27 protein-coding genes and 2 pseudogenes are annotated in these 26,301 nt (G+C 52.7%); 12 read left to right on the top strand and 17 right to left on the bottom strand.

The window, feature by feature from the left end; translation table 11 throughout:
* The first annotated feature begins 1 nt into the window (after window position 1).
* The 3 genes from Q9J32_RS01380 (at window position 2) to dcd (ending at window position 2,004) form a co-directional block, all read left to right on the top strand.
* A complete protein-coding gene (locus Q9J32_RS01380; RefSeq protein WP_301885479.1) occupies window positions 2–901 on the top strand; it encodes a recombination-associated protein RdgC in 900 nt (299 codons plus the stop codon).
* A 51-nt stretch (window positions 902–952) separates the two neighbouring features.
* Entirely contained in the window at window positions 953–1,369 is a 417-nt protein-coding gene (locus Q9J32_RS01375; RefSeq protein WP_301885480.1) for an MORN repeat-containing protein, read from the top strand.
* Window positions 1,370–1,437: 68 nt separating this feature from the next.
* Complete coding sequence (dcd, locus tag Q9J32_RS01370) at window positions 1,438–2,004, top strand: dCTP deaminase (RefSeq protein ID WP_002224592.1); 567 nt, start codon at window positions 1,438–1,440, stop codon at window positions 2,002–2,004.
* Between the two features lie 64 nt (window positions 2,005–2,068).
* Here the strand turns inward: dcd and Q9J32_RS01365 are convergent, their stop codons facing one another.
* A complete protein-coding gene (locus Q9J32_RS01365; RefSeq protein ID WP_301885481.1) occupies window positions 2,069–2,773 on the bottom strand; it encodes an SIMPL domain-containing protein in 705 nt (234 codons plus the stop codon).
* 153 nt (window positions 2,774–2,926) lie between these two features.
* On the opposite strand from Q9J32_RS01365, the gene Q9J32_RS01360 reads away from it, so the two are divergent.
* The 4 genes from Q9J32_RS01360 (at window position 2,927) to Q9J32_RS01345 (ending at window position 5,290) form a co-directional block, all read left to right on the top strand.
* On the top strand, window positions 2,927–3,886 hold the full coding sequence (locus tag Q9J32_RS01360) for a PhoH family protein (RefSeq protein ID WP_301885482.1): 960 nt from the start codon (window positions 2,927–2,929) through the stop codon (window positions 3,884–3,886).
* A 561-nt stretch (window positions 3,887–4,447) separates the two neighbouring features.
* Window positions 4,448–4,645 (top strand): type II toxin-antitoxin system RelB family antitoxin, encoded by a 198-nt coding sequence (gene relB, locus Q9J32_RS01355; RefSeq protein WP_301667855.1) that lies wholly within the window; start codon window positions 4,448–4,450, stop codon window positions 4,643–4,645.
* The gene (locus Q9J32_RS10090; RefSeq protein ID WP_369415172.1) at window positions 4,629–4,898 is read left to right on the top strand and encodes a type II toxin-antitoxin system RelE/ParE family toxin; all 270 of its coding nucleotides are present in this window, start codon (window positions 4,629–4,631) and stop codon (window positions 4,896–4,898) included. Before relB ends, Q9J32_RS10090 begins: the two co-directional genes overlap by 17 nt.
* A gap of 233 nt (window positions 4,899–5,131) precedes the next feature.
* Window positions 5,132–5,290 carry a hypothetical protein gene (locus tag Q9J32_RS01345; RefSeq protein ID WP_301885483.1) on the top strand — a complete coding sequence of 53 codons (159 nt, stop codon included), beginning with the start codon at window positions 5,132–5,134 and terminating at the stop codon, window positions 5,288–5,290.
* Between the two features lie 105 nt (window positions 5,291–5,395).
* Here the strand turns inward: Q9J32_RS01345 and Q9J32_RS01340 are convergent, their stop codons facing one another.
* The 6 genes and pseudogenes from Q9J32_RS01340 to yjgA all read right to left on the bottom strand — a co-directional run bounded on the left by Q9J32_RS01340 (window position 5,396) and on the right by yjgA (window position 11,424).
* Window positions 5,396–5,800: a hypothetical protein gene (locus Q9J32_RS01340; protein WP_301885484.1), complete on the bottom strand. Its 405-nt coding sequence runs from the start codon at window positions 5,798–5,800 to the stop codon at window positions 5,396–5,398.
* Between the two features lie 339 nt (window positions 5,801–6,139).
* A pseudogene (locus Q9J32_RS10160) lies at window positions 6,140–6,372 on the bottom strand (hypothetical protein); the annotation flags it as partial.
* Window positions 6,373–6,546: 174 nt separating this feature from the next.
* Entirely contained in the window at window positions 6,547–7,902 is a 1,356-nt protein-coding gene (locus Q9J32_RS01335) for a polynucleotide adenylyltransferase PcnB (protein ID WP_301885485.1), read from the bottom strand.
* A gap of 486 nt (window positions 7,903–8,388) precedes the next feature.
* On the bottom strand, window positions 8,389–10,089 hold the full coding sequence (gene recJ, locus Q9J32_RS01330; RefSeq protein WP_301885486.1) for a single-stranded-DNA-specific exonuclease RecJ: 1,701 nt from the start codon (window positions 10,087–10,089) through the stop codon (window positions 8,389–8,391).
* Window positions 10,090–10,157: 68 nt separating this feature from the next.
* Window positions 10,158–10,871: a YidX family protein gene (locus Q9J32_RS01325; RefSeq protein WP_301885487.1), complete on the bottom strand. Its 714-nt coding sequence runs from the start codon at window positions 10,869–10,871 to the stop codon at window positions 10,158–10,160.
* 46 nt (window positions 10,872–10,917) lie between these two features.
* Window positions 10,918–11,424 carry a ribosome biogenesis factor YjgA gene (gene yjgA, locus Q9J32_RS01320; RefSeq protein WP_301885488.1) on the bottom strand — a complete coding sequence of 169 codons (507 nt, stop codon included), beginning with the start codon at window positions 11,422–11,424 and terminating at the stop codon, window positions 10,918–10,920.
* A gap of 154 nt (window positions 11,425–11,578) precedes the next feature.
* On the opposite strand from yjgA, the gene pmbA reads away from it, so the two are divergent.
* Window positions 11,579–12,910 (top strand): metalloprotease PmbA, encoded by a 1,332-nt coding sequence (gene pmbA / locus Q9J32_RS01315; RefSeq protein WP_301885489.1) that lies wholly within the window; start codon window positions 11,579–11,581, stop codon window positions 12,908–12,910.
* 230 nt (window positions 12,911–13,140) lie between these two features.
* Here pmbA and Q9J32_RS01310 read toward each other — a convergent pair whose 3' ends face one another.
* Together Q9J32_RS01310 and Q9J32_RS01305 are read right to left on the bottom strand one after the other, a co-directional pair.
* On the bottom strand, window positions 13,141–13,299 hold the full coding sequence (locus Q9J32_RS01310) for a hypothetical protein (RefSeq protein ID WP_301885490.1): 159 nt from the start codon (window positions 13,297–13,299) through the stop codon (window positions 13,141–13,143).
* Window positions 13,300–13,385: 86 nt separating this feature from the next.
* Complete coding sequence (locus Q9J32_RS01305) at window positions 13,386–13,589, bottom strand: cold-shock protein (RefSeq protein WP_002217533.1); 204 nt, start codon at window positions 13,587–13,589, stop codon at window positions 13,386–13,388.
* Window positions 13,590–13,838: 249 nt separating this feature from the next.
* Here Q9J32_RS01305 and clpS point away from each other — a divergent pair, with 249 nt between their 5' ends.
* Together clpS and clpA are read left to right on the top strand one after the other, a co-directional pair.
* Window positions 13,839–14,141: an ATP-dependent Clp protease adapter ClpS gene (gene clpS, locus Q9J32_RS01300; protein ID WP_301885491.1), complete on the top strand. Its 303-nt coding sequence runs from the start codon at window positions 13,839–13,841 to the stop codon at window positions 14,139–14,141.
* Between the two features lies 1 nt (window position 14,142).
* A complete protein-coding gene (gene clpA, locus Q9J32_RS01295; RefSeq protein ID WP_304666396.1) occupies window positions 14,143–16,419 on the top strand; it encodes an ATP-dependent Clp protease ATP-binding subunit ClpA in 2,277 nt (758 codons plus the stop codon).
* Here the strand turns inward: clpA and Q9J32_RS10155 are convergent.
* The 6 genes and pseudogenes from Q9J32_RS10155 to adk all read right to left on the bottom strand — a co-directional run.
* A pseudogene (locus Q9J32_RS10155) lies at window positions 16,366–16,520 on the bottom strand (IS5/IS1182 family transposase); the annotation flags it as partial. The gene clpA and the pseudogene Q9J32_RS10155 overlap by 54 nt on opposite strands.
* Before the next feature lie 81 nt (window positions 16,521–16,601).
* The gene (gene rfaD / locus Q9J32_RS01290) at window positions 16,602–17,606 is read right to left on the bottom strand and encodes an ADP-glyceromanno-heptose 6-epimerase (protein WP_301885493.1); all 1,005 of its coding nucleotides are present in this window, start codon (window positions 17,604–17,606) and stop codon (window positions 16,602–16,604) included.
* A 63-nt stretch (window positions 17,607–17,669) separates the two neighbouring features.
* A complete protein-coding gene (gene hldA, locus Q9J32_RS01285; protein ID WP_301885494.1) occupies window positions 17,670–18,632 on the bottom strand; it encodes an ADP-heptose synthase in 963 nt (320 codons plus the stop codon).
* Window positions 18,633–18,736: 104 nt separating this feature from the next.
* A complete protein-coding gene (locus Q9J32_RS01280; RefSeq protein WP_101129543.1) occupies window positions 18,737–19,129 on the bottom strand; it encodes a DUF2185 domain-containing protein in 393 nt (130 codons plus the stop codon).
* 95 nt (window positions 19,130–19,224) lie between these two features.
* The gene (gene pyrF, locus Q9J32_RS01275) at window positions 19,225–19,956 is read right to left on the bottom strand and encodes an orotidine-5'-phosphate decarboxylase (RefSeq protein WP_301885495.1); all 732 of its coding nucleotides are present in this window, start codon (window positions 19,954–19,956) and stop codon (window positions 19,225–19,227) included.
* A gap of 105 nt (window positions 19,957–20,061) precedes the next feature.
* Window positions 20,062–20,709: an adenylate kinase gene (gene adk / locus Q9J32_RS01270; RefSeq protein ID WP_301885496.1), complete on the bottom strand. Its 648-nt coding sequence runs from the start codon at window positions 20,707–20,709 to the stop codon at window positions 20,062–20,064.
* Between the two features lie 214 nt (window positions 20,710–20,923).
* Here adk and htpX point away from each other — a divergent pair, with 214 nt between their 5' ends.
* Complete coding sequence (gene htpX, locus Q9J32_RS01265) at window positions 20,924–21,763, top strand: protease HtpX (protein WP_301885497.1); 840 nt, start codon at window positions 20,924–20,926, stop codon at window positions 21,761–21,763.
* A gap of 237 nt (window positions 21,764–22,000) precedes the next feature.
* On the opposite strand, the gene Q9J32_RS01260 is transcribed toward htpX, so the two are convergent.
* Together Q9J32_RS01260 and Q9J32_RS01255 are read right to left on the bottom strand one after the other, a co-directional pair.
* Window positions 22,001–23,299 (bottom strand): adenylosuccinate synthase, encoded by a 1,299-nt coding sequence (locus tag Q9J32_RS01260; protein WP_301885498.1) that lies wholly within the window; start codon window positions 23,297–23,299, stop codon window positions 22,001–22,003.
* A 103-nt stretch (window positions 23,300–23,402) separates the two neighbouring features.
* Window positions 23,403–24,554 carry an ATP phosphoribosyltransferase regulatory subunit gene (locus tag Q9J32_RS01255; protein WP_301885499.1) on the bottom strand — a complete coding sequence of 384 codons (1,152 nt, stop codon included), beginning with the start codon at window positions 24,552–24,554 and terminating at the stop codon, window positions 23,403–23,405.
* Between the two features lie 334 nt (window positions 24,555–24,888).
* Here Q9J32_RS01255 and norM point away from each other — a divergent pair, with 334 nt between their 5' ends.
* Window positions 24,889–26,268, top strand: coding sequence for a multidrug efflux MATE transporter NorM (gene norM / locus Q9J32_RS01250; RefSeq protein ID WP_301885500.1), 1,380 nt, complete (start codon window positions 24,889–24,891; stop codon window positions 26,266–26,268).
* Window positions 26,269–26,301 lie beyond the last annotated feature (33 nt).

The raw sequence follows: 26,301 nt of genomic DNA, 5'->3' as shown, positions 1-26,301 counted from the left end.
CATGTGGTTCAAACAAATCAGTTTTTATCCGATTGACAAGGTAAAGCTGCCTGAAGCGGACGTACTTGCCGACAAACTTGCTGAAGCTGAATTTACCCATTGCCAAGGTTTGGACTGGTTCAGCGAAGGCTTTACCGCGCCGGTTTCTTTTTCTCCCGAACTCGTTTTCCCTGCCGACTTTACCTTGTGCATCGCTCTGAAAAAAGAGGAAAAAGTCCTGCCTGCCGGTGTCATCCGCGACATTTTGGATGAAAAAATCGCCGAAATTCAAGACAACGAGGCGCGTAATGTCGGACGCAAGGAAAAACAAGAACTTAAAGAACAGATTACCGACGACCTGCTGCCCCGCGCGTTTACTCGCAGCAGCCGCACCGAAGCCGTTTTCGATACCCGCCACGGCTATCTTTTGGTTAACAACGCCGCCTCCGCCAAAGCTGAAAACATCCTGACCAAGCTGCGCGAAGCCTTAAGCGGCTTGGAAGCCAGACTCCCGAACACCAAACAATCCCCATCATCGCTGATGACAAGCTGGCTGTTGCAGGGGCATTGCGAAGGCGGTTTTGAATTAGACAGCGATTGCGAACTCAAAGGCACGGGCGATGCCGCGCCTGTCGTCAAAATCTCCAAACAGGATTTGACCGCCGACGAAGTCGTGCAACACGTCAAAAACGGCAAAACCGTAACCCGGCTGGGTTTGATTTGGCGCGAACAAATCACCTTTATCCTCACTCAAGACTTCACACTCAAGCGCATCCAATACCTCGACGTATTGCAGGAAGAAGCCGAAAGCAACGGCGACGATGCCGCCGGTCTTGCCTTTGCCTCGCAAATCCTGATGGCTGAATCCGTCAGCACCATGTTGGAAGAGTTGGTTTCCTATTTGGGCGGCTGGCAAGATTGATTTTTCAGACGGCTTTTATACCGTCAGCCAAAATCCAATGGAATAACCCTTATGCTTAAACATCTCGCATTCCTACTGCCCGCCATTATGTTCGCCCTCCCCGCCGCGTCCGCCGTTCTGACTTCCTATCAAGAACCAGGCTGCACCTACGACGGCGATGTCGGCAAAGACGGCAAACCTGCCGGCAAAGGCATATGGCGTTGCCGGGACGGGCGCAGCTACACTGGCTCATTCAAAAACGGCAAATTCGACGGGCAAGGCTTTTATACCGTTGCCGCCGGCCGCGAAGTATTTCTCGAGCCGTTCAATTCCGACAGTACCAAATTCCGCAATATGGCATTGTCGGGCACGTTCAAACAAGGCTTGGCGCACGGCAGGTTCGCCGCCTCGCAAAACGGCGAAACCCTCTTCATTATGAAATGCGAACACGGCATGATTAAAGAAGTGAAACTGCCCAAAAACAAATAAGCCCCCCGTTTTTCAGACGGCATCCCCCAATGCTTTGTCCGAACACCGCAAAAAACAAGGAAAACACTATGAGCATCAAGTCCGACAAATGGATACGCCGAATGAGCGAAGAATTCGGCATGATCGACCCCTTCGAGCCGAACCAGATTAAAGAAGCCGACGGCAAACGCATCATTTCCTACGGCACGTCCAGCTACGGCTACGACATCCGCTGCGCCAACGAATTTAAAATCTTCACCAACATCAACAGTACCATCGTCGATCCCAAAAACTTCGATCCCAAAAACTTCGTTACCGTCGAAGACGACTGCTGCATCATCCCACCCAATTCCTTCGCACTGGCGCGCACTGTCGAATATTTCCGCATCCCGCGCAACGTCCTGACCGTCTGCTTGGGCAAATCGACCTACGCCCGCTGCGGCATCATCGTCAACGTTACCCCGTTCGAGCCGGAATGGGAAGGCTACGTTACCCTCGAGTTTTCCAACACCACCCCCCTGCCCGCCAAAATCTACGCCGGCGAAGGCGTGGCGCAAGTCCTGTTTTTCGAGAGCGACGAAATCTGCGAAACTTCCTACAAAGACCGCAACGGCAAATACATGGGGCAAACCGGCGTAACCCTGCCCAAAGCCTGAAATACAAAATGCCGTCTGAACCCTTATCGTCGGGTTTCAGACGGCATTTACCGTTCACCTCAAATCAGAACTGAACCGTCCCATTGACGCTGATGCTGATTTCCTCCACACCCGGCGCGGCAGAATCCGCACCCTCCATATTGACGCTTGCCGCCATCGGCATGGCACGAAGCATTTTTGCCTGAGCAGCTCCCCCTCCCGCGATATGGCTGCCGATGTGTCCCAAATTTAATTTGACGATTTTATAACCGGACGCACCCAAAATGCCCGCCAGTTTTTCGGCACGCGCCTTGAAACGCAAAACGGCATCCTTGCTGACCTGATCGATGACCTCGTTGCGGCGTTCGCGCGACACATAAAAATCCGTATATTCCAACGCGGCATCTGCCTGAACATCGGCAATAAAACGGTTTAAAGCATCAAAATCCCTGCCCTCGACCTTAAATTCCGCACGCTCCTCCCAACCCGTTTGGATACGCTTGCCGTTGGTATATTGATAGCGCGGCATCGCACTTCGGGAAACCAATTCGGTTTTAAAGCTGCCATTTTTCGATTTTCTGTTAAAACTGTTGAATTTTTTAACAAACTCAGCATTGACGACATTTTTGTCCCGTCCTTCCGCCGCCACCTGGAAATGTGCGGACATTGTATCTTGAGCCACCTCTACACCGGCCGATTCAGAAAATTCGACAATATTGTAATTCAATGCTTCAGCCGCTGCCGGAAAAGATACCGCCAATAGGGAAGCCGCCAAAATAGAACGCAACATATCCGTCTCCTTACTTGAAAAACCGCCAATCTAGCATATCGGCGCGCCAAATTGCATTAGCGCGGGGCAATTATTTCAAACCGCGTTTTCTCCTGCCGCCCGCAAGGCAAAATAGATTAAAATCACACAATATCCAACCATTCGGATGAACATATGACACATACCGTCCACCTGCATTTGGAAGAAACCGGCAACTTGGCATTGCAACGCCTGTGCGGTTCTTTCGACAGCAACCTAGATTCGCTTGCCAAAGCACTCGGCATCAGCATCAGCCGCCGTTTTGAACATTTCACCCTCAACGGCGCATTTGCCCATGCCGGAAAACGCGCACTGCTCAAACTTCTAGAAACGGCGCAAACACGCGATTTGGACGACAACGACATCAGGCTTGCCGCCGTCGAAGCCCAAACCGAAGATGCCGGGCATCAGGAAAAAAACCATGACCACGCCTATTATTTCCGTACGAAGCGCGGCAGCATAGGCGGCAGGACACCCAGACAAAACGGCTACATCCGCGCCCTGCTCAACCACGACATCGTATTCGGTCTCGGGCCGGCAGGCACGGGCAAAACCTATCTTGCCGTCGCCGCCGCCGTCGATGCGATGGAAAAACACCAAGTCGAACGCATCATTTTAGTACGCCCCGCCGTTGAAGCCGGCGAGAAACTGGGCTTTCTGCCCGGAGACTTGACCCAAAAAGTCGACCCCTACCTCCGCCCGCTTTATGACGCGCTTTACGACCTGATGGGTTTCGACCGCGTCAGCAAACTGATTGAAAAAGGCCTGATCGAAATCGCCCCGCTCGCCTATATGCGCGGCAGGACGCTCAACGGCGCATACATCATCCTTGACGAGGCACAAAATACCACGCCCGAACAAATGAAAATGTTCCTGACCCGCATCGGCTTCGGCGCGAAAGCCGTCATTACCGGCGACACCAGCCAAATCGACCTGCCCAAAAACATCAAATCGGGATTGAAAGACGCGCGTGAGAAACTGCACGGCGTGGAAGGGCTGTATTTCCATACCTTCACCGGCGAAGACGTTGTCCGGCATCCTCTGGTGCAAAAAATCGTCGAAGCCTACGAATCGGCAGAACACGAACGGGAATGACGGGGCAGATGCCGTCTGAAAGGAAACGCAGAGGGGGCTTTTACCGGCATGGGACAACAGGGACATGACCGCGCAAAAATCCGACGGGCAAGTTACCCCGTATTTTCGCCGGGACGGCGGTTACGGACTTCAAACGGCAGCAAGCCCTAAACGAACACCCCAAAACGAACAGGACGAAGGCGGCACAGGCGGCAAGCACCCCGCCGTCCTCCTGCATTGCCATTACCTGTGAGTCCGGTAGGAAACCTCGAACCGTCCTGCGGAACGTGCGCCCGATTTATCTTGGCAGACAGTGCTTCGGCAGCTTTCAGATTGACGCACGGCATCCCGCCCGAACAAGAATGACGTATGCCGTCTGAAGCCTGAAGCTTAGGCAAGTTAAAATCGAAAATAATTGAAAGCCGACTGAAAAAGACGGCCGGCGCATCGAATGGGAAGCACAGAAAGAAGAGCGGCGCGCAGCTTCCTTGCTGTTGGCGGAGCAGTGCGAAACGCGCGGCGCATAGGCGTTAGCCTGCGCGCGGTCGCGTTGCGCCGCAAACGAAAAGGAGGAAAGTACAGATGACCACAGCCGTTTTAGATTACCGCCTGTCGGAATTTGACACCGTGCAAGAAGCGGAAGATTACGACACTTGGCTGGCGCGTAAAGTCGAAGAAGCAAGAAAAGCCGGGATTGTCAGCCATGAAAGCGCAATGGCGCATTTTGCCGCCAAGAGAAACGAGCGGCTGAAGGGATTGAAAAATACCCTTATTCCTTGAATGGACAAAGCCCGCGATTGCCGATACAGACGAAATCATCGATTACATTTTTGCCGACAATCCCGCCGCCTTTGACTTTGAGCAGATTATCCACGAAAGCGCGAACAATCTGACCGTTTTGCCATATCCCGGCAGGTTGGGAAGAGTTCCGAAAACGCGCGAACTGATTTTTCATCCTAACAAAGTTTGCGAAGCAATCTCGCTCACGCGGCTTGACCTTGACAGGTTTGGAAACGACCCACGCTCAAGGTGAGAGGGACAGAGCCCCCGCAGGTTCGCCCCAAAGGACGGACTCATCACACCGCAGGTTCAGGTTCGCCGCCGCCGTCCTTTTTTGTTTTTTGCAGAAAAACGACAATTCCTCATATATAACTTATTAAAAAATAGGCTGTGTTTGAATACTCGGTTGATTCCATCCGTTTGTAAGGGGAAACGCCGGTTGCACTGTCGCCGTCGGTTTATGCGAAGGTTTTGCCATTGAACGGAATGTTGGCGCAAAAGGCCGGCAAATCGGAAATGGCAAGGCGTTTGGGGATAACGCCGCAGGAGTTTCAGCGTGTGGCGGAATTGAACGTAACCAAAATCGATATGCCGGCACGGGTGCCGGCCCTGCCGGGCAGGCGGCTTGAGGTGCGCCCTGCTTGAGTCAAACCGATTTTTACAAGGAGAACGTAGGGTTCTTTTTGAAATCTTCAATTATTGATGGTAAAGATATCAGTTAAGCCAAACAACATAAAACATAAGCATATCTTACCAACATGAAACAGATGTAATAATATTATCTTCAATCCAAAATAAAGCATTCAATTTTTCTGATTGATAAAAATCTCCTTTTAAATCTAAAGTCAAGTCATTAATATTTATATTTTTCATTATATTAATAAATTTATTAATGGGTAAGCCAATAATGCTTATGTCGTTTAAATGTAGATTTTTCTGAATTTCAAACCCACTACAGATTAAATCATTTGTTAAAGTAATTGAAATACCAAATTCGTTAGAAATATATTCAAAATCTAACTCACCATTAGCAAGTCCTTTATCAATATATGCTAAATTGAAATTATATTTAATTAATAGATCTTTAGGGCATTCTTTATTCAAAAAGAATTCATTTACACCTATATTGGGCAACCAAATCCACTTATTTATCATAAAATAGTTTCTGTTAGTGTTTATGTTTCATAGAATAATTTTCACCTGTTTCATTCATTTTATTGCGCCAATGTCGTACTTGTCTTTCAAGAGGTTTAAGTTCTTTTTTTGAAAGTCTTTGCTGTTTCGCTTCTTTTAACGCCTTTTATGTTGAACTATGTACCGGTTTTTGACGGCACATGCCTCACTGATCCGCACGGCTTTCAAATAAGCACACAGTACGGATAGGGAATATAAGCCCGAGGTTTAAAACCTGAAGCCCGATCGGTCGCAAAAACAAAAACGGATGCGGAGGTCTGATTCCGTATCCGTCTTATCCGGCAGCCGGCGGATTTTCAGTCAAACTTCCTGTACTTGACCGCCCCGCCCGTACAGAACATCGCCACAGAACATCGCCGAAGTTGCCCGCATACACGCCCGCCTTGCCTTATCCCGCACCGCACCCTCGCTCCGCACGCTTCAAATGTCTTCTGCAACGGCGTGACGCTGCATACATACAGGACCGGGCGGGTATAGGAAAGACCGGCTTCAAGGATGCCGCTTTCCAATACGGCGATGCGGTGTTCCAATTCTTCCGGCAAAGGCAGGAAACGCGGCACGCGCGCCGAAAATATATTTTTTCTTCGTTGCCCTTAATGGTTCAAACCATCCGGGGCGGGGGTTGTTTTTTTGAAGCTGCGTCCAAACGGTGCGGAACGCGGACCGCGCCTTATGCGTCGGAACGCCGTTGCCCTTTCCTGCCGGCGTTATGTCCCAGCTGCCGCCGCCGGCTTGGGTTTGCGCCTGCGACGGCGGCGTTTTTTCGCCTGTCCCTCGTTTTTTTCGTGTCGGGCGGCGGCTTTGTTTTTGGTCATCTCCGACCGCTGTTCCGCCGATGCCGTCTGAAACGCCGTCCACCACTCGGCAAGGGCACGGTCCGCATTGCCGGTTTCGGCGCGCAAGAGCAGGAAATCATAAGCGGCACGGAAACGCGCCTGTGCAAACAGTTTGTGCGGACGTGCGCCTTTGCGGTTTTCAAACTGCGGCTGGAACATCCAAATTTCGCGCATCGTGGCGGAAAAGCGTTGCGGCACGCCCCAACCGCGTTCGACGGTTTCGCGCATCGTATTGATTGCATCGGACAGGGCGGGCGCGGGTTTCAAACCCTGTTGCAGATTGCTTTTCCAATGGCGGACCAACTCGGGCCACATTAACGCCGCCAACACAAAGCCGACCGAAACCGATTTGTCGGCACGCAACCGCTCATCGGTATTTTTCAGGGCAAGCACCGTCATTTTTCCGGCGATGCCGTCTGAAACGCGCAAGGCATTGAGCAGCGGATGGATGTCGTCCGGTATGTCAAATCCGTTCAAACGTTTCAGACACTCGCGCGCATGCCCTGAAAACAGCAGTTTCATGATTTCGTCGAACAGCCTTGCCACAGGTTCGTGCTTCAGACGGCATATCGATTCGTCAATCGGTGCGGCGGTTTCTTCCGACAGTTCAAAGCCCAATTTGCCCGACAGGCGGATGGCGCGCAAAATCCTGACAGGGTCTTCCTGATAGCGTTCGGCGGCATCGCCAATCATAACCAGCCTGCGGGCGGCAACATCGGCAATCCCGTTGTGGAAATCCAAAATCTCTTCTTTTTCAGGATCGTAATACAAGGCATTGCAGGTAAAATCGCGCCGCATCGCATCTTCTTCGATGCTGCCGTAGGTGTTGTCCTTCATGATTCTGCCGCGCGCGTTCTGCTGAACCTTCGCACCGCCGCGAAACGTCGTTACTTCGATAATCTCTGCACCGTTCATCACGTGGACGATTTGAAAACGCCTGCCGATGATGCGGCTGCGGCGGAAGAGTTTGTGCACCTGTTCGGGCGTGGCATCGGTTGCGACATCGAAATCTTTGGGTTCGATGCCGAGCAGCAGGTCCCTGACCGCGCCGCCGACCACATAAGCCTGAAACCCCGCCCCTTTCAGGCGGCGTATGACGTTTTCGGCGGCAAAGCTCAACATTTCCGCACGGATGTTGTGTCTTTCGACGGGAATAACCGTTTTGCTTTCCGCTTTTTTACTGCTCCGACCGGAAGGCAGCATCTTATTCAACCATTTTTTCAGCATAAGTATTCTGACCCGAAGAGCGGCATCTCCACGGGCAACCGTGTTCAGACGGCATCAGGCGGTACGATTCCGCAAGATGCCGTAACCATAAACAAAAGGCGTAGAAACTACGCCGTCCGAATCACGCCGCCCTCGCGGCGGCAACGCGCCATTATAACAGATTGCCCTTTAAAAAATTCCGCCGACGGCAATCCGGCCGGCAAAGAAACGGCATCGGCGGACTTTGCCCGCCGGACGCGTCCGAATGAATAAGCCCTGACGGCTTCTATTTTTCTCAAAATCGGAAAGGTTTTAACCGATTGGACATTTTCAGCACATTTTTTAGCGCATTTTTATGCGTCGGATTGCACGGACAGGCTGTTTTGCACAGGCTTCAACCGGTTTAAAAACTTCTCCCGTCCGCCTTAAACGCGCGTCAAAATGCCGTCTGAAGCCGTTTTACCCGTTACGCGGAATGATGCGGGCAGGCAGAATCCTACCTTTCCCTTAAGCCGCTTCCCAGTAATCGATATACAGCTGCAATTCGAGGTTGTTGCGCCACTCGTTTGCCACGGGGCGGTACACCGTGCGGATGTATTCGGGAATGTCTTCGCTGCAACGCCAAAACATGGCTTCAAATTCACAGCCGTCTTTTTGCAGCCAGACTTTTTTGTGTTTGCCTTCCGCGCCCAAAGGCTGCTGGCGGACGACGTGAAATTCGTCGGTAAAACTCGGCGGAGCGAAGCCTTGTCCCCAAACGTGGCGGGCGAGGTTTTGCGCCTGTTCCAACGTGATATCGCAGGCGGGCAGGCTGCCGTCGGTGATGAAGGTTTGCGACAAATCGTCTTCGCACACCATCTCGCGCACGGCTTCTTCAAAGGCCGTCTGAAACGCGGGAATATTGTGTTCGAGTATGCTCAAACCCGCCGCCATCGCGTGTCCGCCGAATTTCAAAATCAAATCGGGATGGCGTTTGGACACCAAGTCCAAAGCATCGCGCAGGTGCAGATTGGGAATGGAACGCCCCGAACCGCGCACTTCGCCGTTGTCGGCAGGCGCAAACACGATGGTCGGACGATAAAAACGGTCTTTGAGGCGGCTGGCAACAATGCCGACCACGCCTTGATGGAAGTCGTCGCGATACGCCACCAAAGTCGTCTGCCCCAGAGGGAGTGTTTCGGGAAAGGCGTTCAGTGCGTCTTGCAGCATAGACTGCTCGATTTCGCGGCGTTCGATGTTGAGGTTGTTCAACTGGGCCGCCAGTTCTTGCGCCTCGGCATCATCTCGCGCCAACAGGCAGGCAATGCCGACCGACATATCGTCCAGCCGTCCGGCAGCGTTGATGCGCGGGCCCAACGCAAAGCCCATATCAAACGGCTGAGCCTTGCGCCAATCGCGCCGCGCCACTTCAAACAAGGCACGGATGCCGGGGCGCATTTTGCCCGAACGCATCCTTTTCAAACCTTGCGACACGAGGATGCGGTTGTTGTGGTCAAGGGGGACGACGTCGGCGACGGTACCAAGTGCGACCAAATCCAAAAGGTCGCCCAGATTCGGCTCTTTGATGCCGTCTGAAAAATAATTGCGGCGGCGCAGTTCGGCACGCAACGCCGTCAATACATAAAAAATCACGCCCACGCCCGCCAAGCTTTTGCTTTGGAAACCGCAGCCTTTTTGGTTTGGATTGACGATGATGCAGTCGGGTACGGTCTCGGCAGGCAGATGGTGGTCGGTTACAATCACATCCAAACCCAATTCCTGCGCACGCGCCACGCCTGCGATGCTGGCGATACCGTTATCGACCGTAATCAGCAAATCCACACCTTGCTCTGCCGCGATTTCGGCCAGCTCGGGCGTTAAGCCGTAGCCGTGTTCAAAGCGGTTGGGTACGAGGAAATCCACTTTCGCGCCCATCGCCGCCAAACCGTCCAAACCGACAGCACACGCGGTCGCGCCGTCGGCATCGTAGTCGGCGACAATCAGGATTTTTTCCTGACGCTCAACCGCATCCGCCAAACGGCCGGCGGCGGCTTCACAGTTTGTCAACGTTTGATACGGCAAAAGCGCAGCAAGCTTGTCGTCCAATTCGGCAGGACTTTGCACACCGCGCGAGGCACAAAGCCGGGCGATTAAAGGATCGGCACCGGCGGTGAGCAAATGATTGAAAACGTCGGTATTGACGGATCGGGTTTGGATTTTGGCTGACATGACGAAGTTTTTTCAAGATATGATGAGGCTGAAATGCCGTCTGAAGGCTTTTCAGACGGCATTACCGTTCATTTGTCTGAGGAATTCGAGACTGCAATCAACGCCGCGATAGGCAAGGCCAGCACCGCGCCCACCGCATCCAGTATCAACGTGGTGGGCGTATATGCAATATTTTCAAACAACTTGGATTTGTCGGTATGTTTTTCCGTAACCGTGTAATAAATATCGGCAGGCACACTTTGCTCAAAATGATAATCGGCGTTCAGTTCTTGCGGTGTGGCGTAGTATTTGCCTTTGGCGGAGACGCAGCGCGTGTAAATGGTCCGATTGTCGAGTTCGACCGCTTCAAACTCAAGCTGTTTCAGCTTGGCGATGTCGGCAGGTCTGTCGGTATCGTAGCGCAGGCAAAGGTCGTCGGTACTGAAATTCTGGCTGCCGGGCGATTCGAGTTTGACCGGCAAGGCTTGGTAGGCAAAGCGCGGGTTGGACTCAACCATTTGGAAGGGCTTGTCCAACCTGACCTTCAAAATGCCCGTCAGCTTCGCCGAATCTTCAGGATTGACGACGAACCAGTATTTCCCACCCATCATCACCAGGCTGCCCTTTTCCAATTGGGCATTGTCTTTGGCAACCACACCGAAGGCGCGGATTTGGTCTTTGTCAACGTGTTTGCGGGCGGTCGTTTCGCTGAACGGGTAGTTCACGCCCCACATCATTACCGTACAGCCGTTCAGCATCAAGGTTGCCGCCAAAACGGCGGCGGTCGTTTTACGGAACAACATTTTATCCTCCAATCTGAATAACGGCGGATGCCGTCTGAAAATATGCCTAAATTTCCCCGCCGCCATTTTCCATAACGGTTTTCAATTCCTGAAACAGGGCGCGGAAATTTTTCGGCGGTTTGTTTTGCTCCTGCTCTTTTTTGGTATTGCGGACGAGTGTCCTCAGCTTGCCCGCGTCCGCATGTGGAAAATCCGACATAAACTGCGTCAACGCGCCGTCGTCTGCCAACAGCCGTACGCGCGCCTGTTCCACACGTTGCAAAAAGGCATTGTGCGCCGCATCGTCGCCGCGCAGCTTGGCAAGAAACGCCTCGATGGGCGCGGGATCGGTGTCGCGCATCAGCCTGCCGATAAATTGCGCCTGCCGCTTGAGCGCGCCGTTGGACGTAATTTTTTTATAGGTAACGACGGCTTCGTACAAAGCTTCGTCCAAACCGATTTTTTTCAGCGTATCGTTTGAGAGCTTGGTCAACGCCATGCCCAAATCCTGCAAATCGTTCATTTGCTTTTTCATTTGGGTTTTGCTGACCCATTCATCTTCTTGTTCAAACATCTTGGTTCTCAAATTTTATCCGATAGGCGCATTTTAACAGAATGCCGCCGCGTTCAGACGGCATTTTGCACCGCACGCCCTGCAAACGGCGCGCTTTTGCCCCTGCCGCCCGAAACGGTTAAAATGCCGCAACGCTCCACCAAGAAAGATTTCTATGCTATTCAACCACACTGCTTCCGAACTGCTCGACCTTTGCCGCCGCACGCTCGACTTGGCAAAAGCGACGGGCGCAACCGCCGCCGAAGCCGATTTCAGCGAATCATTGGGACAAAGCGTCAGCGTGCGGCTGGGCGAAATCGAACAAATCGAGTTCCAGCAGGACAAGTCGCTGGACATTACCGTTTACGTCGGCAAACGCAAAGGCCGCGCCAGCACTGCCGACTTCTCCGAAAAAGCCCTGCAAGACACCGTCAAAGCCGCCATCGACATCGCCCGCTACACTGCCGAAGACGATTGCGCAGGTTTGGCAGACGCTTCGCTTATGGCGCAACACGTCGGCGACCTCGACCGTTACCACGAATGGGATTTAAGCCCGGAAGCCGCCGTCGAGTTGGCAAAACAATGCGAACAAGCCGCCCTGAACGAGGATGAACGCATCGAAAACTCCGAAGGGGCGGCGGTACAAACCGGACATTACCAATACGTTTACGGCAACACCCACGGTTTTGCCGCACACCAGCAAGGCACACGCCACAGCATTTCATGCAGCGTCGTTGCCGCCGACGAAAACGGCATGCAGCGCGACTACTGGTACGATTCCTCCTGCCGACATCAAGACATGGACAGCCCGACGCAAATCGGTCAAACCGCCGCCGAACGTACCTTGCGTCGTTTGAACAGCCGCAGCATTCCGACTGGAAGCTACCCCGTCCTATTCGATGCGACCGTTTCGGGAGGTCTGATCGGACACCTAGTCGGCGCACTGTCCGGCGGCTCGCTCTACCGCCAAAGCAGCTTCCTGATTAACAGCATAGGCAAGCAAATTCTGCCCGATTTCCTCAGCCTGCGCGAAGAGCCGCATATTCCCCGCGCCTTCGGCAGCACCTATTTTGATTCCGAAGGCGTCGCCACGCGGCCGCGTTTCATCATCCGCGACGGCATTGTCGAAAGCTATTTCCTCAGCAGTTATAGCGCGAGAAAACTCGGTATGCAGACCACGGGCAACGCCGGCGGCGCGCACAACCTTTATTTGAACCATACGCACGAAACGCAATCAGACCTGCTGAAAGAAATGGGCACAGGATTGTTGGTAACCGAGCTCATGGGACAAGGCGTAAACGCCATTACCGGCGACTACTCGCGCGGTGCGGCGGGTTTTTGGGTGGAAAACGGCATCATTGCCTACCCCGTCCATGAAATTACCGTTGCCGGCCGCCTTCAAGATATGTACCGCAACATCGTCGGCGTGTCCGATGATGCCTTACGCCGTTCGTCCAACCAAATCGGTTCTATCCTGATAGGAAGCATGACGGTTGCCGGCAACTGAAACCCCAACCGGATGCCGTCTGAAAGCAAAGGGCTGAACCTACAACGGTTCGGCCCTTTGTTGATATAGTGGATTAACAAAAACCAGTACGGCGTTGCCTCGCCTTAGCTCAAAGAGAACGATTCTCTAAGGTGCTGAAGCACCAAGTGAATCGGTTCCGTACTATTTGTACTGTCTGCGGCTTCGTCGCCTTGTCCTGATTTTTGTTAATCCACTATACATAATTTCTTTTAGATTTCCGCAAAAATCCCTGACAAACAATCTGCACATTTTTTAATCATATAAGATTTCCCCTTATTCCTCAGCATACTATCAAACATATCCACAACAGGATTCACACAGGCTAAGGATAAAGCAGATAAAAGACACTTGTTCTTTTCAGACGGCATTCCCTGTTTCTGCAAACGGCAAAACAAAACGGCAGGACATCGTCTGTCCTGCCGTTTCACATATACGGTTTCCCGTACACTCGGGATTAAGCAGCCTGAATGTTAGCAGCTTGTTTGCCTTTAGGGCCGGTGGTTACGTCGAAAGAGACGCGTTGGCCTTCTTTCAGGGTTTTGAAACCTTCCATATTGATCGCTGAGAAGTGAGCGAACAAATCTTCGCCACCTTCGTCAGGAGTGATGAAACCAAAACCTTTAGCGTCGTTAAACCATTTTACGATACCGGTTGCCATTAGAAACTTCCTATACTTAAAAATTAACAAAATCAGCAAAATAAGGCATACAGCAAACTTAAACGTTCAGCGTTTCTCCCCAGCTTTATATACTTGGTCGAGTGCCAGCTTCTGCTTAACCGTCTTTTTACATTTGTTAAGCCGAAACGTCAAGCTATGTTTCCAAAAAAGTGAGAAAATAAGCGGAAAGACCGAAAATACAACAGAAATGCCGTCTGAAAACGGCTTCTTCCCGATAGAAAACAACTTATGACGACACACTGCCAATCCGATACGCTTTTAAGCGACCTGAAAACCCTGCCGCCGAAACGTTACGGCGTTTTCCTATTGAACGACGATTACACCACGATGGAATTTGTCGTCGAAATCCTGACCGAAATCTTCATGCTCGGACAAGAACAGGCGGTAGCGGTAATGCTCTTGGTTCATCACGAAGGCAAAGGCCTGTGCGGCACTTACACGCGCGATATTGCCCAAACCAAACGGCAACAAGTCATGCAGCGGGCAAAAGCCGAAGGGCATCCGCTGCAATGTATTGTCGAGGAGATTTAATATGCTTGCCCCTGAATTAGAACAGATTTTGCAGCAGCTTTACCGCGAGGCGCGCAACGCCCATTATGAATTTATCAGCCTCGAGCATCTACTTTTGGTACTCATCGAAGAAGATGCCGCCGTCCCCAACGTCCTCAAGCTCTGCGGCACGGATTTGAAAGTGGTGTCCGAACAACTCGCCGCCAGCGTTGCCGAAAACACCCCCCTGATTCCCGACCACCTTTTAGACACGGTCGAAACCCAGCCCACGCTCGGCTTCCAACGCGTCATCCAACGGGCGATGGTGCATACCCAATCGGCAGGCAAAGGCTTGGTCGAGCCTTTGGACGTTTTGGTCGCGCTGATGAGCGAAACCGACAGCCACGCCGTCTATTTCCTCAAGCTGCAATCGGTTACGCGTTTTGAAGTTTTGCGCTGTATTGCCCACGGCTCTCCCGATGAAGATGAAGACGATGGCAACTATTCTTCAGACGGCATGGACGACGATAATGAGAACCGCACCAAACCGAGCAAAAACCCTTTATCGGAGTACACCGTCAACCTCAACGCCGAAGTCAAAGCCGGCCGCATCGACCCCTTAATCGGCAGAAAACACGAAATGGAACGGCTGGTGCAAATCCTGTGTCGCCGCCGCAAAAATAATCCGCTTTTGGTCGGCGAGGCCGGCGTGGGCAAAACTGCGCTGGCGGAAGGTTTGGCACATCAAATCGTCAACGGCGACATTCCCGACGCACTTAAGGAAGCCGAAGTGTACGCGCTGGATATGGGTTCGCTTTTGGCGGGCACGAAATACCGCGGCGACTTTGAAGCGCGGGTCAAATCCGTTTTGAAACAGCTCGAAAAAATCCCGCACGCCATTTTGTTTATCGACGAAATCCACACCATCATCGGCGCGGGCAGCACCAGCGGCGGTACGATGGACGCGTCCAATCTGCTCAAACCAGCATTGGCGAAAGGCTCGCTGCGCTGCATCGGTGCAACCACCTACGACGAATACCGCACCATTTTTGACAAAGACCACGCCTTAAGCCGCCGTTTCCAAAAAATCGACGTGGTCGAACCCACCGTCGCCGAAACCGTACAAATCCTGCGCGGTTTGAAACCGATGTTTGAAGGCTTCCACCAAGTGCGCTATACGCAAGGCGCACTCGAAGCTGCCGCCGAACTTTCTGCACGCTACATCAACGAGCGTTTCCTGCCCGACAAAGCCATCGACGTAATGGACGAAGCAGGCGCGGCACAACGGATTTTGCCCAAATCCAAACAGAAAAAAGTCATCGGCAAAGCGCAAATCGAAACCGTCATCGCCAAAGTTGCGCGGATTCCCGAAAAAACCGTGTCGCACGACGACAAACAAGTGCTGCAATTCCTCGGCCGCGATTTGAAAAACATGGTTTACGGTCAGGAAAACGCCATCGATACGTTGGTTGCCGCCGTCAAAATGTCGCGCTCCGGCCTTGCCCTGCCCGACAAACCGATAGGCAGCTTCCTCTTCTCCGGCCCGACCGGCGTCGGCAAAACCGAAGTCGCCAAACAGCTTGCCTACTCGATGGGCGTACCGCTGCAACGCTTTGATATGTCCGAATACATGGAACGCCACGCCGTATCGCGCCTCATCGGCGCGCCACCGGGCTACGTCGGCTTTGAACAAGGCGGCCTTTTGACCGAAGCCGTCAACAAACAGCCGCATTGCGTGTTGCTCTTGGACGAAATCGAAAAAGCCCATCCCGACATTTTCAACGTCCTCCTGCAAGTGATGGACGCAGGCAAACTGACCGACAACAACGGCAAGAGTGCCGATTTCCGCAACGTCATCCTGATTATGACCACCAACGCAGGCGCGGAAAGCCTCAGCCGACCCAGTCTCGGCTTTACCGCCAAGCGCGAGCGCGGCGACGAAATGCAGGCCATCAACAAGCTCTTCACGCCCGAGTTCCGCAACCGCTTGGATGCGATTATCCCGTTTGCACCCCTGTCCGAACCCATTATCGTCAAAGTCGTGGATAAATTCCTGCTCCAGCTCGAACACCAGCTTCTCGACAAAAAAGTTGAAGCTGAATTCACACCGGCATTGCGTAAATACTTGGCAGAAAAAGGTTTCGACCCGCAAATGGGCGCGCGCCCGATGCACCGCCTGATTCAGGAAAAAATCCGCAAACCGCTCTCCGACGAACTCCTGTTCGGCAAACTCGCCGACGGCGGCTTTGTGCGGATAGACTGGGATGCGGCAAAAGAAGAAGCCGTGTTGAAGTTTAAGAAAAGCAAGGTCAAAATATAGTGGATTAACAAAAACCAGTACGGCGTTGCCTCGCCTTGCCGTACTATTTGTACTGTCTGCGGCTTCGTCGCCTTGTCCTGATTTAAATTTATTCCACTATAAAAACCGCCTCCGCATAAAATCAAAAATGCCGTCTGAAATTTCAGACGGCATTTTCTTTCAAACAAAATGACCAATCGTGTTTACGCCAAATTTTCCAGCATCCATCCGACATAACGCGACACACCGGCCTTTACGTCTAAAAATTCTTCCGTATAACCTGCCTCACGCAGTTTGGTGATGTCGGCTTGGGTGAAGCTTTGGTATTTGCCTTTGAGCGCGTCGGGAAATGGGATGTAGCGGATAAGTTCTTCTTCTACCAGCTCTTTCAAGCTCATTTCAGGTTTGCCTTCGGCGGCGCGGCAGGCATTGACGGTGGCGGCGGCGAGTTCGTTGAACTGTTGGCTGCGACCGGTGCCGAGGTTGTAGATGCCGGAAAGTTCGGGATGGTCGAAGAAGTAGAGGTTGACTTTGGCAACGTCTTCGACGCTGACGAAGTCGCGGGTTTGTTCGCCGTTGCCGTAGCCGTCGTTGCTGCCGAACAGGTTGACGTAACCGTGTTCGCGGTATTGGTGGAAGTGGTGGAAGGCGACGGATGCCATTCGGCCTTTGTGTTGTTCGTGTTGTCCGTAAACGTTGAAGTAGCGGAAGCCGACGACTTGGGCGGTGAGACCTTCTTTGATGCGGCGGCGCAATACTTGGTCAAACAGGAATTTGGAGTAGCCGTACACGTTGAGCGGTTTTTCAAGTTCGCGCTCTTCGCGGAAGATTTCGCCTTTGCCGTACACGGCGGCACTGGAAGCATAAAGGAAGGGGATGCGTTCGTCCTGACACCAGTCCAGCAAATCCAGCGTGTACTGGTAGTTGTTGTCCATCATATACAAACCATCGTGGTTCATAGTGTCGGAACACGCGCCTTGGTGGAACACGGCTTCGATATTTTGATAAGGTAAAATGTGTTCCCTCACTTGGCGGATGAATTCGTGTTTATCGAGATAATGGGCGATTTCGCACTCGGCGAGGTTTTTGAATTTTTCGCCTTTGCTCAAATTATCGACGGCAACGATGTCGGTAATGCCGCGTTGGTTAAGTGCTTTGACGATGTTGCTGCCGATAAAGCCGGCCGCACCTGTTACGATGATGGTCATATTGGGTTTCCTTTGTTTTGAGGGTTTCAGACGGCATTGGATGGTCATGCCGTCTGAAAAGATTTATTGCCCGTCCAGTGCTTCAACCAACTCTGCAAACGAACAGACCGCCGTGCCGAGTTTGGCGACGACAACCCCAGCCGCAGTATTGGCGAGGTGCATGGCTTCGGGCATCGTGCAGCCTGCCGCCAGCCCCAAGCCCATTCCGGCAATGACGGTGTCGCCTGCGCCGGACACGTCGTAAACTTCTTGGGCGCGGGTGGGCTGGTAAATCGGTTCGCCTTCGCTGAACAAGGTCATGCCTTCTTCGCTCCGGGTCAGCAAAACGGCGGTCAGGTCGAGGTGGCGGCGCAGGTTTTGCGCTTTTTCGGTCAGCTCGCCTTCGTTTTTCCAACTGCCGACCACTTCTTTCAATTCGGCGCGGTTGGGCGTAATCAGGGTTGCGCCGGCGTATTTTTCGTAATCGTCGCCTTTGGGGTCGATTAATACGGTTTTACCTGCGTGTTTTGCCCAATCGATCATATCGGAGATGTGCGACAGACCGCCTTTTCCGTAGTCTGAAAAAATAACGGCATCGTATTCGGGCAAAACTTCTCGGTATTTCCGCTTGATTTGTTCCAACACTTCGCGGTTGGGATGTTCTTCAAAATCAAGGCGGATAAGCTGCTGGTTGCGGGCGACGACGCGCAGTTTGACGGTGGTGGCGATTTGTTTGTCGCGCATCAGATAGGAGGCGACGCCGTCCTGCACCATCAGCGCGTCGAGCGCGTTGGCGGCTTCGTCGTCGCCGGTTACCGACAACAGCCCTGCCCTGCCGCCCAACGAAGCGATGTTGCGCGCAACGTTCGCCGCACCGCCCGCGCGTTGGTCGATACGTCCGATTTTTGCTACCGGCACAGGTGCTTCGGGCGAAATACGGGACACATCGCCAAACCAATAGCGGTCAAGCATCACGTCGCCGACAACCAGGACTTTGGCTTGCGCGAAGCGGGATTTGAGGGTTTCTTGTTGAAACTTGGCGGGCATTTTATGCACTCCAAAATAAGTTGTTTTTTGTGTGTGAAAACTTCACTGTATTCTCAGTAATTATCTGGCAAATTTACTGATTAATAATAAAATCCGGCTTTTTATTATTCTTCAAAGTCAAAAGGAGACCAATCGGTAATAGGTGAAAAGCAATCCTCTCCTTCTTTTTTTTCAAAAACGCTACCTATATCCGCCCAAAACAGCTCCCCAACATCTGCTTGATAATGAGTAAGCCGCGTCAAACTATGAAAGGAGAAGTTATCAGGGTTATTCGAGTATTCATCATCTTCTGTTCCGGAAAATACCCGCCATCCGCTATCAAATGGTAAATCCCCTTGATGTTCCCGATACATAAATTTAATAGGAAGCCCCTCTTCGACAATTTTATGCGACACGATTGCATACCATCCAACAGGGGTATCCTTTACAAGCAAATCATCTTCCGGAAATGCATCATAATCAAAAATATTGCTCACATCTGAACCACATTGAGACATCGGATAATTTCCTTTCTAAGCTGAAATTTTCTGGTTATTTATCTATCGTATCAAAGTGAGGCAGTTTCTTTGAACAGCATCAAAATTGTTGATGCTTAAGCGTTTGCCACGCGGTTCACTTCGCGCAATACGGCGACCGGATCGGCGGCTTGGGTTACAGGGCGGCCCATTACCAAATAGGTTGAACCTGCCGCCAAGGCTTCGGCGGGCGTCATAATACGGCGTTGGTCGTCGTTGTTGCCGGCAACGTCCAAGCGGATACCGGGCGTTACCAAGACAGAATCCTGTCCCAATTCACGGCGCAATGGTGCGGCTTCTTGAGCGGAACAGACGACTCCGTCCAAGCCCGAACTTTGCGCTAATTTCGCCAAGCGGATGACTTGTTCTTCAGGGGCGATGTTCAAACCGATTTCTGCCAAATCGCTTTGTTCCATGCTGGTCAACACGGTTACGCCGATTAAGAGCGGCTTCGTGCCGTATCCGGCAACGGCTTCGGCTGCGGCTTCCATCATACGGCGGCCGCCTGAGGCATGCATATCGACCATCCAAACGCCCATATCGGCAGCGACTTTGCAGGCTTGCGCGACGGTGTGGGGAATATCGTGGTATTTCAAATCGAGGAAAAGCTTGAAACCTTGATTGATTAAGCTTTCCGCCAAACTGCGCCCCGTCGCGGTAAACAGCTCTTTGCCGATTTTGATTTGGCACAACGTCGGATCAAGGTTGCGGACGAATCCGAGCGTGTCTTTTTCGTTGGCAAAATCAAGGGCAACGATGACGGGGGTGCGTTGTTGCTGGGTTTGGAAGTCGGAGATTAAGGGGTTCATAAGATGCCTGCGGATAAACGGTTACAACTTCGATTTTAACAGCTTTCATACACAAAATGCCGTCTGAAAATATTTTTTCAGACGGCATTTCCTACTCGGCAAAACTTATTTGCCCAAACCTTTCAATACTTCTGCTTTCACGGCTTCTACTGCTTGGGTACCATCAACTTTGATGTATTTAGGCGCGTGTTCGCCTTCCAGCTTGCTGTAAAAATCAACCAAAACTTCTGTTTGCTCGTGGTACACGGCAAGGCGTTTTTTGACGGTTTCTTCTTTGTCGTCGTCGCGCTGAATCAAGTCTTCACCGGTTACGTCGTCTTTGCCTTCAACTTTAGGCGAATTGTAGGTAACGTGGTAGGTACGACCGGAAGCCAAATGCACGCGGCGGCCGCTCATGCGGTCGATAATCACGCTGTCGGGTACGTCGATTTCAACAACCGCGTCCAAATCCACACCGGCTTCAACCATCGCTTCGGCTTGTGCCAGCGTGCGCGGGAAACCGTCAAACAAGAAACCGTTTTTGCAATCGTCTTGCGCGATGCGTTCTTTGACCATACCGATAATGATGTCGTCGCGCACCAAGCCGCCTTCATCGATGATTTTTTTCGCTTCCAAACCCAGCGGCGTACCTGCTTTAATGGCGGCGCGGAGCATATCGCCAGTAGAGATTTGCGGAATATCAAAAGCGGCGGTGATGAATTGCGCCTGAGTGCCTTTGCCCGCGCCCGGCGCGCCTAAAAGTAATGCTTTCATGAAGTGATCCTTTTAAATGTGTTTATTGGAATCAAACAGATGGTTTACGATTCTACACGGCTTGGCACAATAGTTCAAAAACCAACTGTACAAACTGCCATTTGCAAGCAAATGTTTTGCATACCTTTGCCGAGCTTAATATTCACAAGGCGGCAACTTTTTGGGACAATCCCCAAAACTTTAAAACATCACACCCTACCAAAAAGGAACATCCGTGAAACGCATTTTTCTGTTTTTGGCTACCAATATCGCTATTTTGGTCGTAATCAGTATTGTTTTGGCGGTTCTAGGCATCAACAGCCGGGGCGGCACGGGCAGCCTGTTGGCGTATTCCGCCGTCGTCGGCTTCACTGGTTCGATTATTTCGCTGCTGATGTCCAAATTCATCGCCAAACAATCGGTCGGCGCGGAAGTTATCGACACACCGCGCACTGAAGAAGAAGCCTGGCTTTTGAATACTGTCGAAGCCCAAGCGCGGCAATGGAACCTGAAAATGCCCGAAGTCGCCATCTACCACTCCCCCGAACCCAATGCCTTTGCCACGGGCGCATCGAGAAACAACTCTCTGATCGCCGTCAGCACCGGTTTGCTCGACCATATGACGCGCGACGAAGTGGAAGCCGTGTTGGCGCACGAAATGGCGCACGTCGGCAACGGCGACATGGTGACATTGACGCTGATTCAAGGGGTGGTTAATACCTTCGTCGTATTCCTGTCGCGCATTATTGCCAACCTGATTGCCCGAAACAACGACGGCAGCCAGTCCCAGGGAACTTATTTCCTGGTCAGCACCGTATTTCAAATCCTGTTCGGCTTCCTTGCCAGCCTGATTGTCATGTGGTTCAGCCGCCAGCGCGAATACCGCGCCGACGCGGGGGCGGCAAAACTGGTCGGCGCACCGAAAATGATTTCCGCCCTGCAAAGGCTTAAAGGCAATCCGGTCGATTTGCCCGAAGAAATGAACGCAATGGGCATCGCCGGAGATACGCGTGACTCCCTGCTCAGCACCCACCCTTCGCTGGACAACCGCATTGCCCGCCTCAAATCGCTCTGAGCCGATTTGAAACAACAAAAAAAACCGTACGCGCAAGCAGTACGGTTTTTTCGTATATGCCGTCTGAAAACATCGGGGTTGCCATACCGGCACCGACCTTATCCATTTCCGCACCGGATACGCCGCATTGAGATTCCCCGACAAACCGTGTCCGGACAGAAAATATCAGATAAAACGGCAGCAAAAATGCCGTCTGAAACCAATTAGGGCTTCAGACGGCATTTTTACTGCAAAACCTTATGCGAACGGATGATGCAGCACAATCGTTTCTTCGCGGTCGGGGCCGGTGGAGACGATAGCTACCGGCGCACCGCACACTTCTTCAATCCGTTTCAAATATGCTTTGGCATTGGCAGGTAATGCGTCGTAGCTTTTCACGCCGAAAGTGGATTCGCTCCAACCGGGCATGGTTTCGTAAATTGGCTTGCAGGCTTCTACCGCATCGGAACCGCAAGGCAGGATGTCGGTTTTGCTGCCGTCGGGCAATTCGTAGCCGACGCAGATATTGATGTTCTCAATACCGTCCATCACGTCCAGCTTGGTGATGCACATACCGGAAATACCGTTGACTTGGATGGAGCGTTTCAGGGCGGCGGCATCAAACCATCCGCAGCGGCGTGCGCGGCCGGTTACGGAGCCGAATTCATGTCCGCGCTCTGCCAAACCTGCGCCTACTTCGTCAAACAATTCAGTCGGGAACGGGCCTGAACCGACGCGCGTGGTATAGGCTTTGACGATGCCCAAAACATAATCCAGCATTTGCGGACCTACGCCTGCGCCTGCGGAAGCGGCTCCCGCCAGGCAGTTGGAAGAGGTAACGAAGGGGTAAGTGCCGTAGTCGATGTCCAACAGCGTGCCTTGCGCACCTTCAAACAGCAGTTTTTCGCCGTTTTTGTTTTTCTCGTTCAACACGCGGGATACGTCGGTAATCATCGGCGTAATGCGCGGCGCGACTTTTTCGATAACCGCCATCACGTCTTCCGCTTTCACCGGCTCGGCATTGTGCAGATGTTGCAATTGAACGTTGTAATAAGCGAGGATGGCATCCAGTTTTTCACGCAATTTTTCAGGATGCAGCAAATCGACGGCGCGGATGGCGCGGCGTGCCACTTTGTCTTCGTAGGCAGGGCCGATGCCGCGGCCGGTCGTGCCGATTTTGCCTTTGCCGCGCGATGCTTCGCGGGCTTGGTCGAGCGCGATGTGGTAAGGCAGGATCAGCGGACAGGTCGGCGCGATTTTCAGACGGCCTTCGACGTTTTTCACGCCTGCCGCGTTCAACTCGTCGATTTCGCCCAACAATGCTTCGGGGGAAACGACAACGCCGGAACCGATGAAGCAGTCCAGACTTTCATGCAGAATGCCGCTCGGAATCAGGCGCAAAATGGTTTTTTTGCCGACGACGACCAAAGTATGACCCGCATTGTGGCCGCCTTGGAAGCGCACGACGCCGCCGGCTTCTTCCGCCAGCCAGTCAACGATTTTACCTTTGCCTTCATCGCCCCATTGGGCGCCGATTACTACAACATTTTTAGCCATAGCCATATAACCTATCGATATTAAAAATTATTGCGGAAATCCCCAAACCGGTGCGGCTTTGCAACCCGCCACGGCTTGCCTTTCATCCGCTATGAACGGGTATTTAGCGTTTCACGACCTGCCAAACGCCGTCCGTCTTTTTCAGACGGCCTGCAAACTCTTCCGAAACATTGTGTCCGATGCCATAGTCAATCACGACACACTGCCCTTGTTCACGCAAGGCTTCGACTGCTTCGCGCGCCGCTTCGGCATCTTCCGCATCGACCAACACGGCGGGCTGCCGTTCTATGGCGGGCAAACGCCCGATAAAGCTGCGCAAGTCGAAACTAAATCCCGTTGCCGGGCGCGCCCTGCCGAAATATCCGCCCAATCCGTCATAACGCCCGCCGCGCGCGACCGCGTCGTGGAAATCGGCGGCATAGGCGGCATACAGCAAGCCCGTGTGGTAATTGTCGACGCGCAGCTCGGACAAGTCAATATGGATTTCACAATCGGGAAATGCGTCGCATACCGCCTGCAATTCGTCCAACGCGCCGCCGACCGCCGACAAATCCGGCAACCGTCCGCGCGCGTCGGACAACACTTCACACCCGCCGTACAGGCGCGGCAGCAGCGAGAATGCTTTTGCCCACATACCGTCCAGTTTCCAAACCTTGACCTGCGCTTCGACCGCCCCGGTATCTTTATCCTGCATCAAGGCAAGCAGCGTTGCGGACTGCCCCGCATCCAAATGCGCCGCATCGGACAAGGCGCGGAATATGCCGATATGCCCCAGCGAAAGCAGCACTTTGCCCATATCGGCAATTTTCATGCTTTTCAGCATCAGGTCTATCAGCTCGATGTCACCACGGATATCGGCAAAACCGTACATTTCCGCCCCTGCCTGCAAGGGTTCGCGCATATTCAGCAGACCGTCGGGCTGCGCGTGCAACACCGGACCGGCATAACATAACCGGTTAATCCCTTGGTTGGCGGACAAAAGATGGGCATCGATACGCGCCACTTGCGGCGTAATATCGGCACGGATGCCCAACTGCCTACCGCTCAACTGATCGACCACTAAAATGGTTTTCAATGACAAGCCCACGTCAATATGCGTCAGCAGGGAGTGGCTGTATTCCATCAACGGGGGTTGGACCAACTCGTAACCGTGTACGCGGAACAGTGCCAACAACTGCTCCCTCGCGCTTTCAAGCTGCCGCGCGTTCGTGGGCAGTACGTCGGCGATATGTTCCGGAAGCTGCCATGTCTGCATGAGAATCTGCCTTCTATTTTATTTTGCAAACACAAAAGGCTGCCCGATCCGCAATCAGACGGCATCTTTGCCGCAACGCATCACGCCGCTGTCAAAACGGCGATGCTTCCTTCCGATTCAGAATCCGAACAGCCCCTATCCGACGGCTCAATGCCGTCAAGTTGTTAAAACCAAACTTTACCATAAAATACACACAATCTGAATATACTTTTATACCCTGTATCCGCCGTCTGACGGCACGGCATTTTTTTACTATATAATGTGCACCATTATTTCTCATGACTCCCTGCTGCCGTTTTCTGCTTCAGACGGCATTTTTGTTGATTGAACACTTATGCTGCTCGACCTCGACCGCTTTTCCTTTTCCGTCTTCCTGAAAGAAGTCCGCCTGCTGACCGCCCTTGCCCTGCCCATGTTGTTGGCGCAGGTCGCGCAAGTGGGCATCGGTTTCGTCGATACCGTGATGGCGGGCGGTGCGGGTAAGGAGGATTTGGCGGCGGTGGCTTTGGGCAGCAGCGCGTTTGCCACGGTTTATATTACCTTTATGGGCATTATGGCGGCGCTGAACCCGATGATTGCCCAGCTTTACGGCGCGGGTAAAACCGCCGAAGTGGGCGAAACGGGGCAGCAGGGGATTTGGTTCGGGCTGATCTTGGGAATTTTCGGCATGGCATTGATGTGGGCGGCGATTACGCCATTCCGCAACTGGCTGACCTTGAGTGATTATGTGGAAGGCACGATGGCGCAGTATATGCTGTTCACCAGCTTGGCGATGCCGGCGGCAATGGTACACCGCGCCCTGCACGCCTACGCTTCCAGCCTGAACCGCCCGCGCCTGATTATGTTGGTCAGCTTCGCGGCGTTTGTGTTGAACGTGCCGCTGAACTATATTTTCGTTTACGGCAAATTCGGTATGCCCGCTTTGGGCGGCGCGGGCTGCGGACTGGCGACGATGGCGGTATTTTGGTTCAGCGCATTGGCTTTGTGGCTTTATATCGCCAAAGAAAAATTCTTCCGTCCGTTTGGCTTGACAGCAAAAATCGGCAAACCCGATTTGACGGCTTTCAAACAGATTTGGAAAATCGGCGCCCCCATCGGCTTGTCTTATTTTCTAGAAGCCAGCGCATTTTCGTTTATCGTCTTTTTGGTGGCGCCATTCGGCGAGGATTATGTGGCGGCGCAGCAGGTCGGCATCAGTTTGTCGGGGATTCTCTATATGATTCCGCAAAGCGTCGGCTCGGCAGGGACGGTGCGCATCGGCTTTTCATTAGGACGGCGCGAATTTTCGCGGGCGCGTTATATTTCGGGCGTGTCGCTGGCGTTGGGTTGGATGCTCGCCGTGATTACCGTGCTTTCTTTGGTATTATTCCGTTCGCCGCTGGTAAGTATGTACAACAATGATCCGGCGGTTTTAAGCATCGCTGCCACCGTCCTGCTGTTCGCCGGCTTGTTCCAACCGGCAGACTTCACCCAATGCATCGCCTCCTACGCCCTGCGCGGCTACAAAGTCACAAAGGTGCCGATGTTCATCCACGCCGCCGCCTTCTGGGGTTGCGGCCTGTTGCCCGGCTACCTGCTTGCTTATCATGCCGATATGGGCATTTACGGCTTCTGGACCGCGCTGACCGTTTCACTGACGATTGCCGCCATTGCATTGGTATGGTGCTTGGAGCTTTGCAGTAAAGAGAGGGTCAAATCGCATAAGGCCGTCTGAAATTTCTTTCAGACGGCCTCCATTGATATTTCA

Origin of the sequence: Neisseria uirgultaei, from assembly GCF_962719845.1 — a bacterium.
In the GTDB taxonomy this organism is placed as follows: Bacteria; Pseudomonadota; Gammaproteobacteria; order Burkholderiales; family Neisseriaceae; genus Neisseria; species Neisseria bergeri.
Note: the sequence above shows the minus strand (reverse complement) of the source record. Positions and strands in the feature narration are given on the sequence as shown.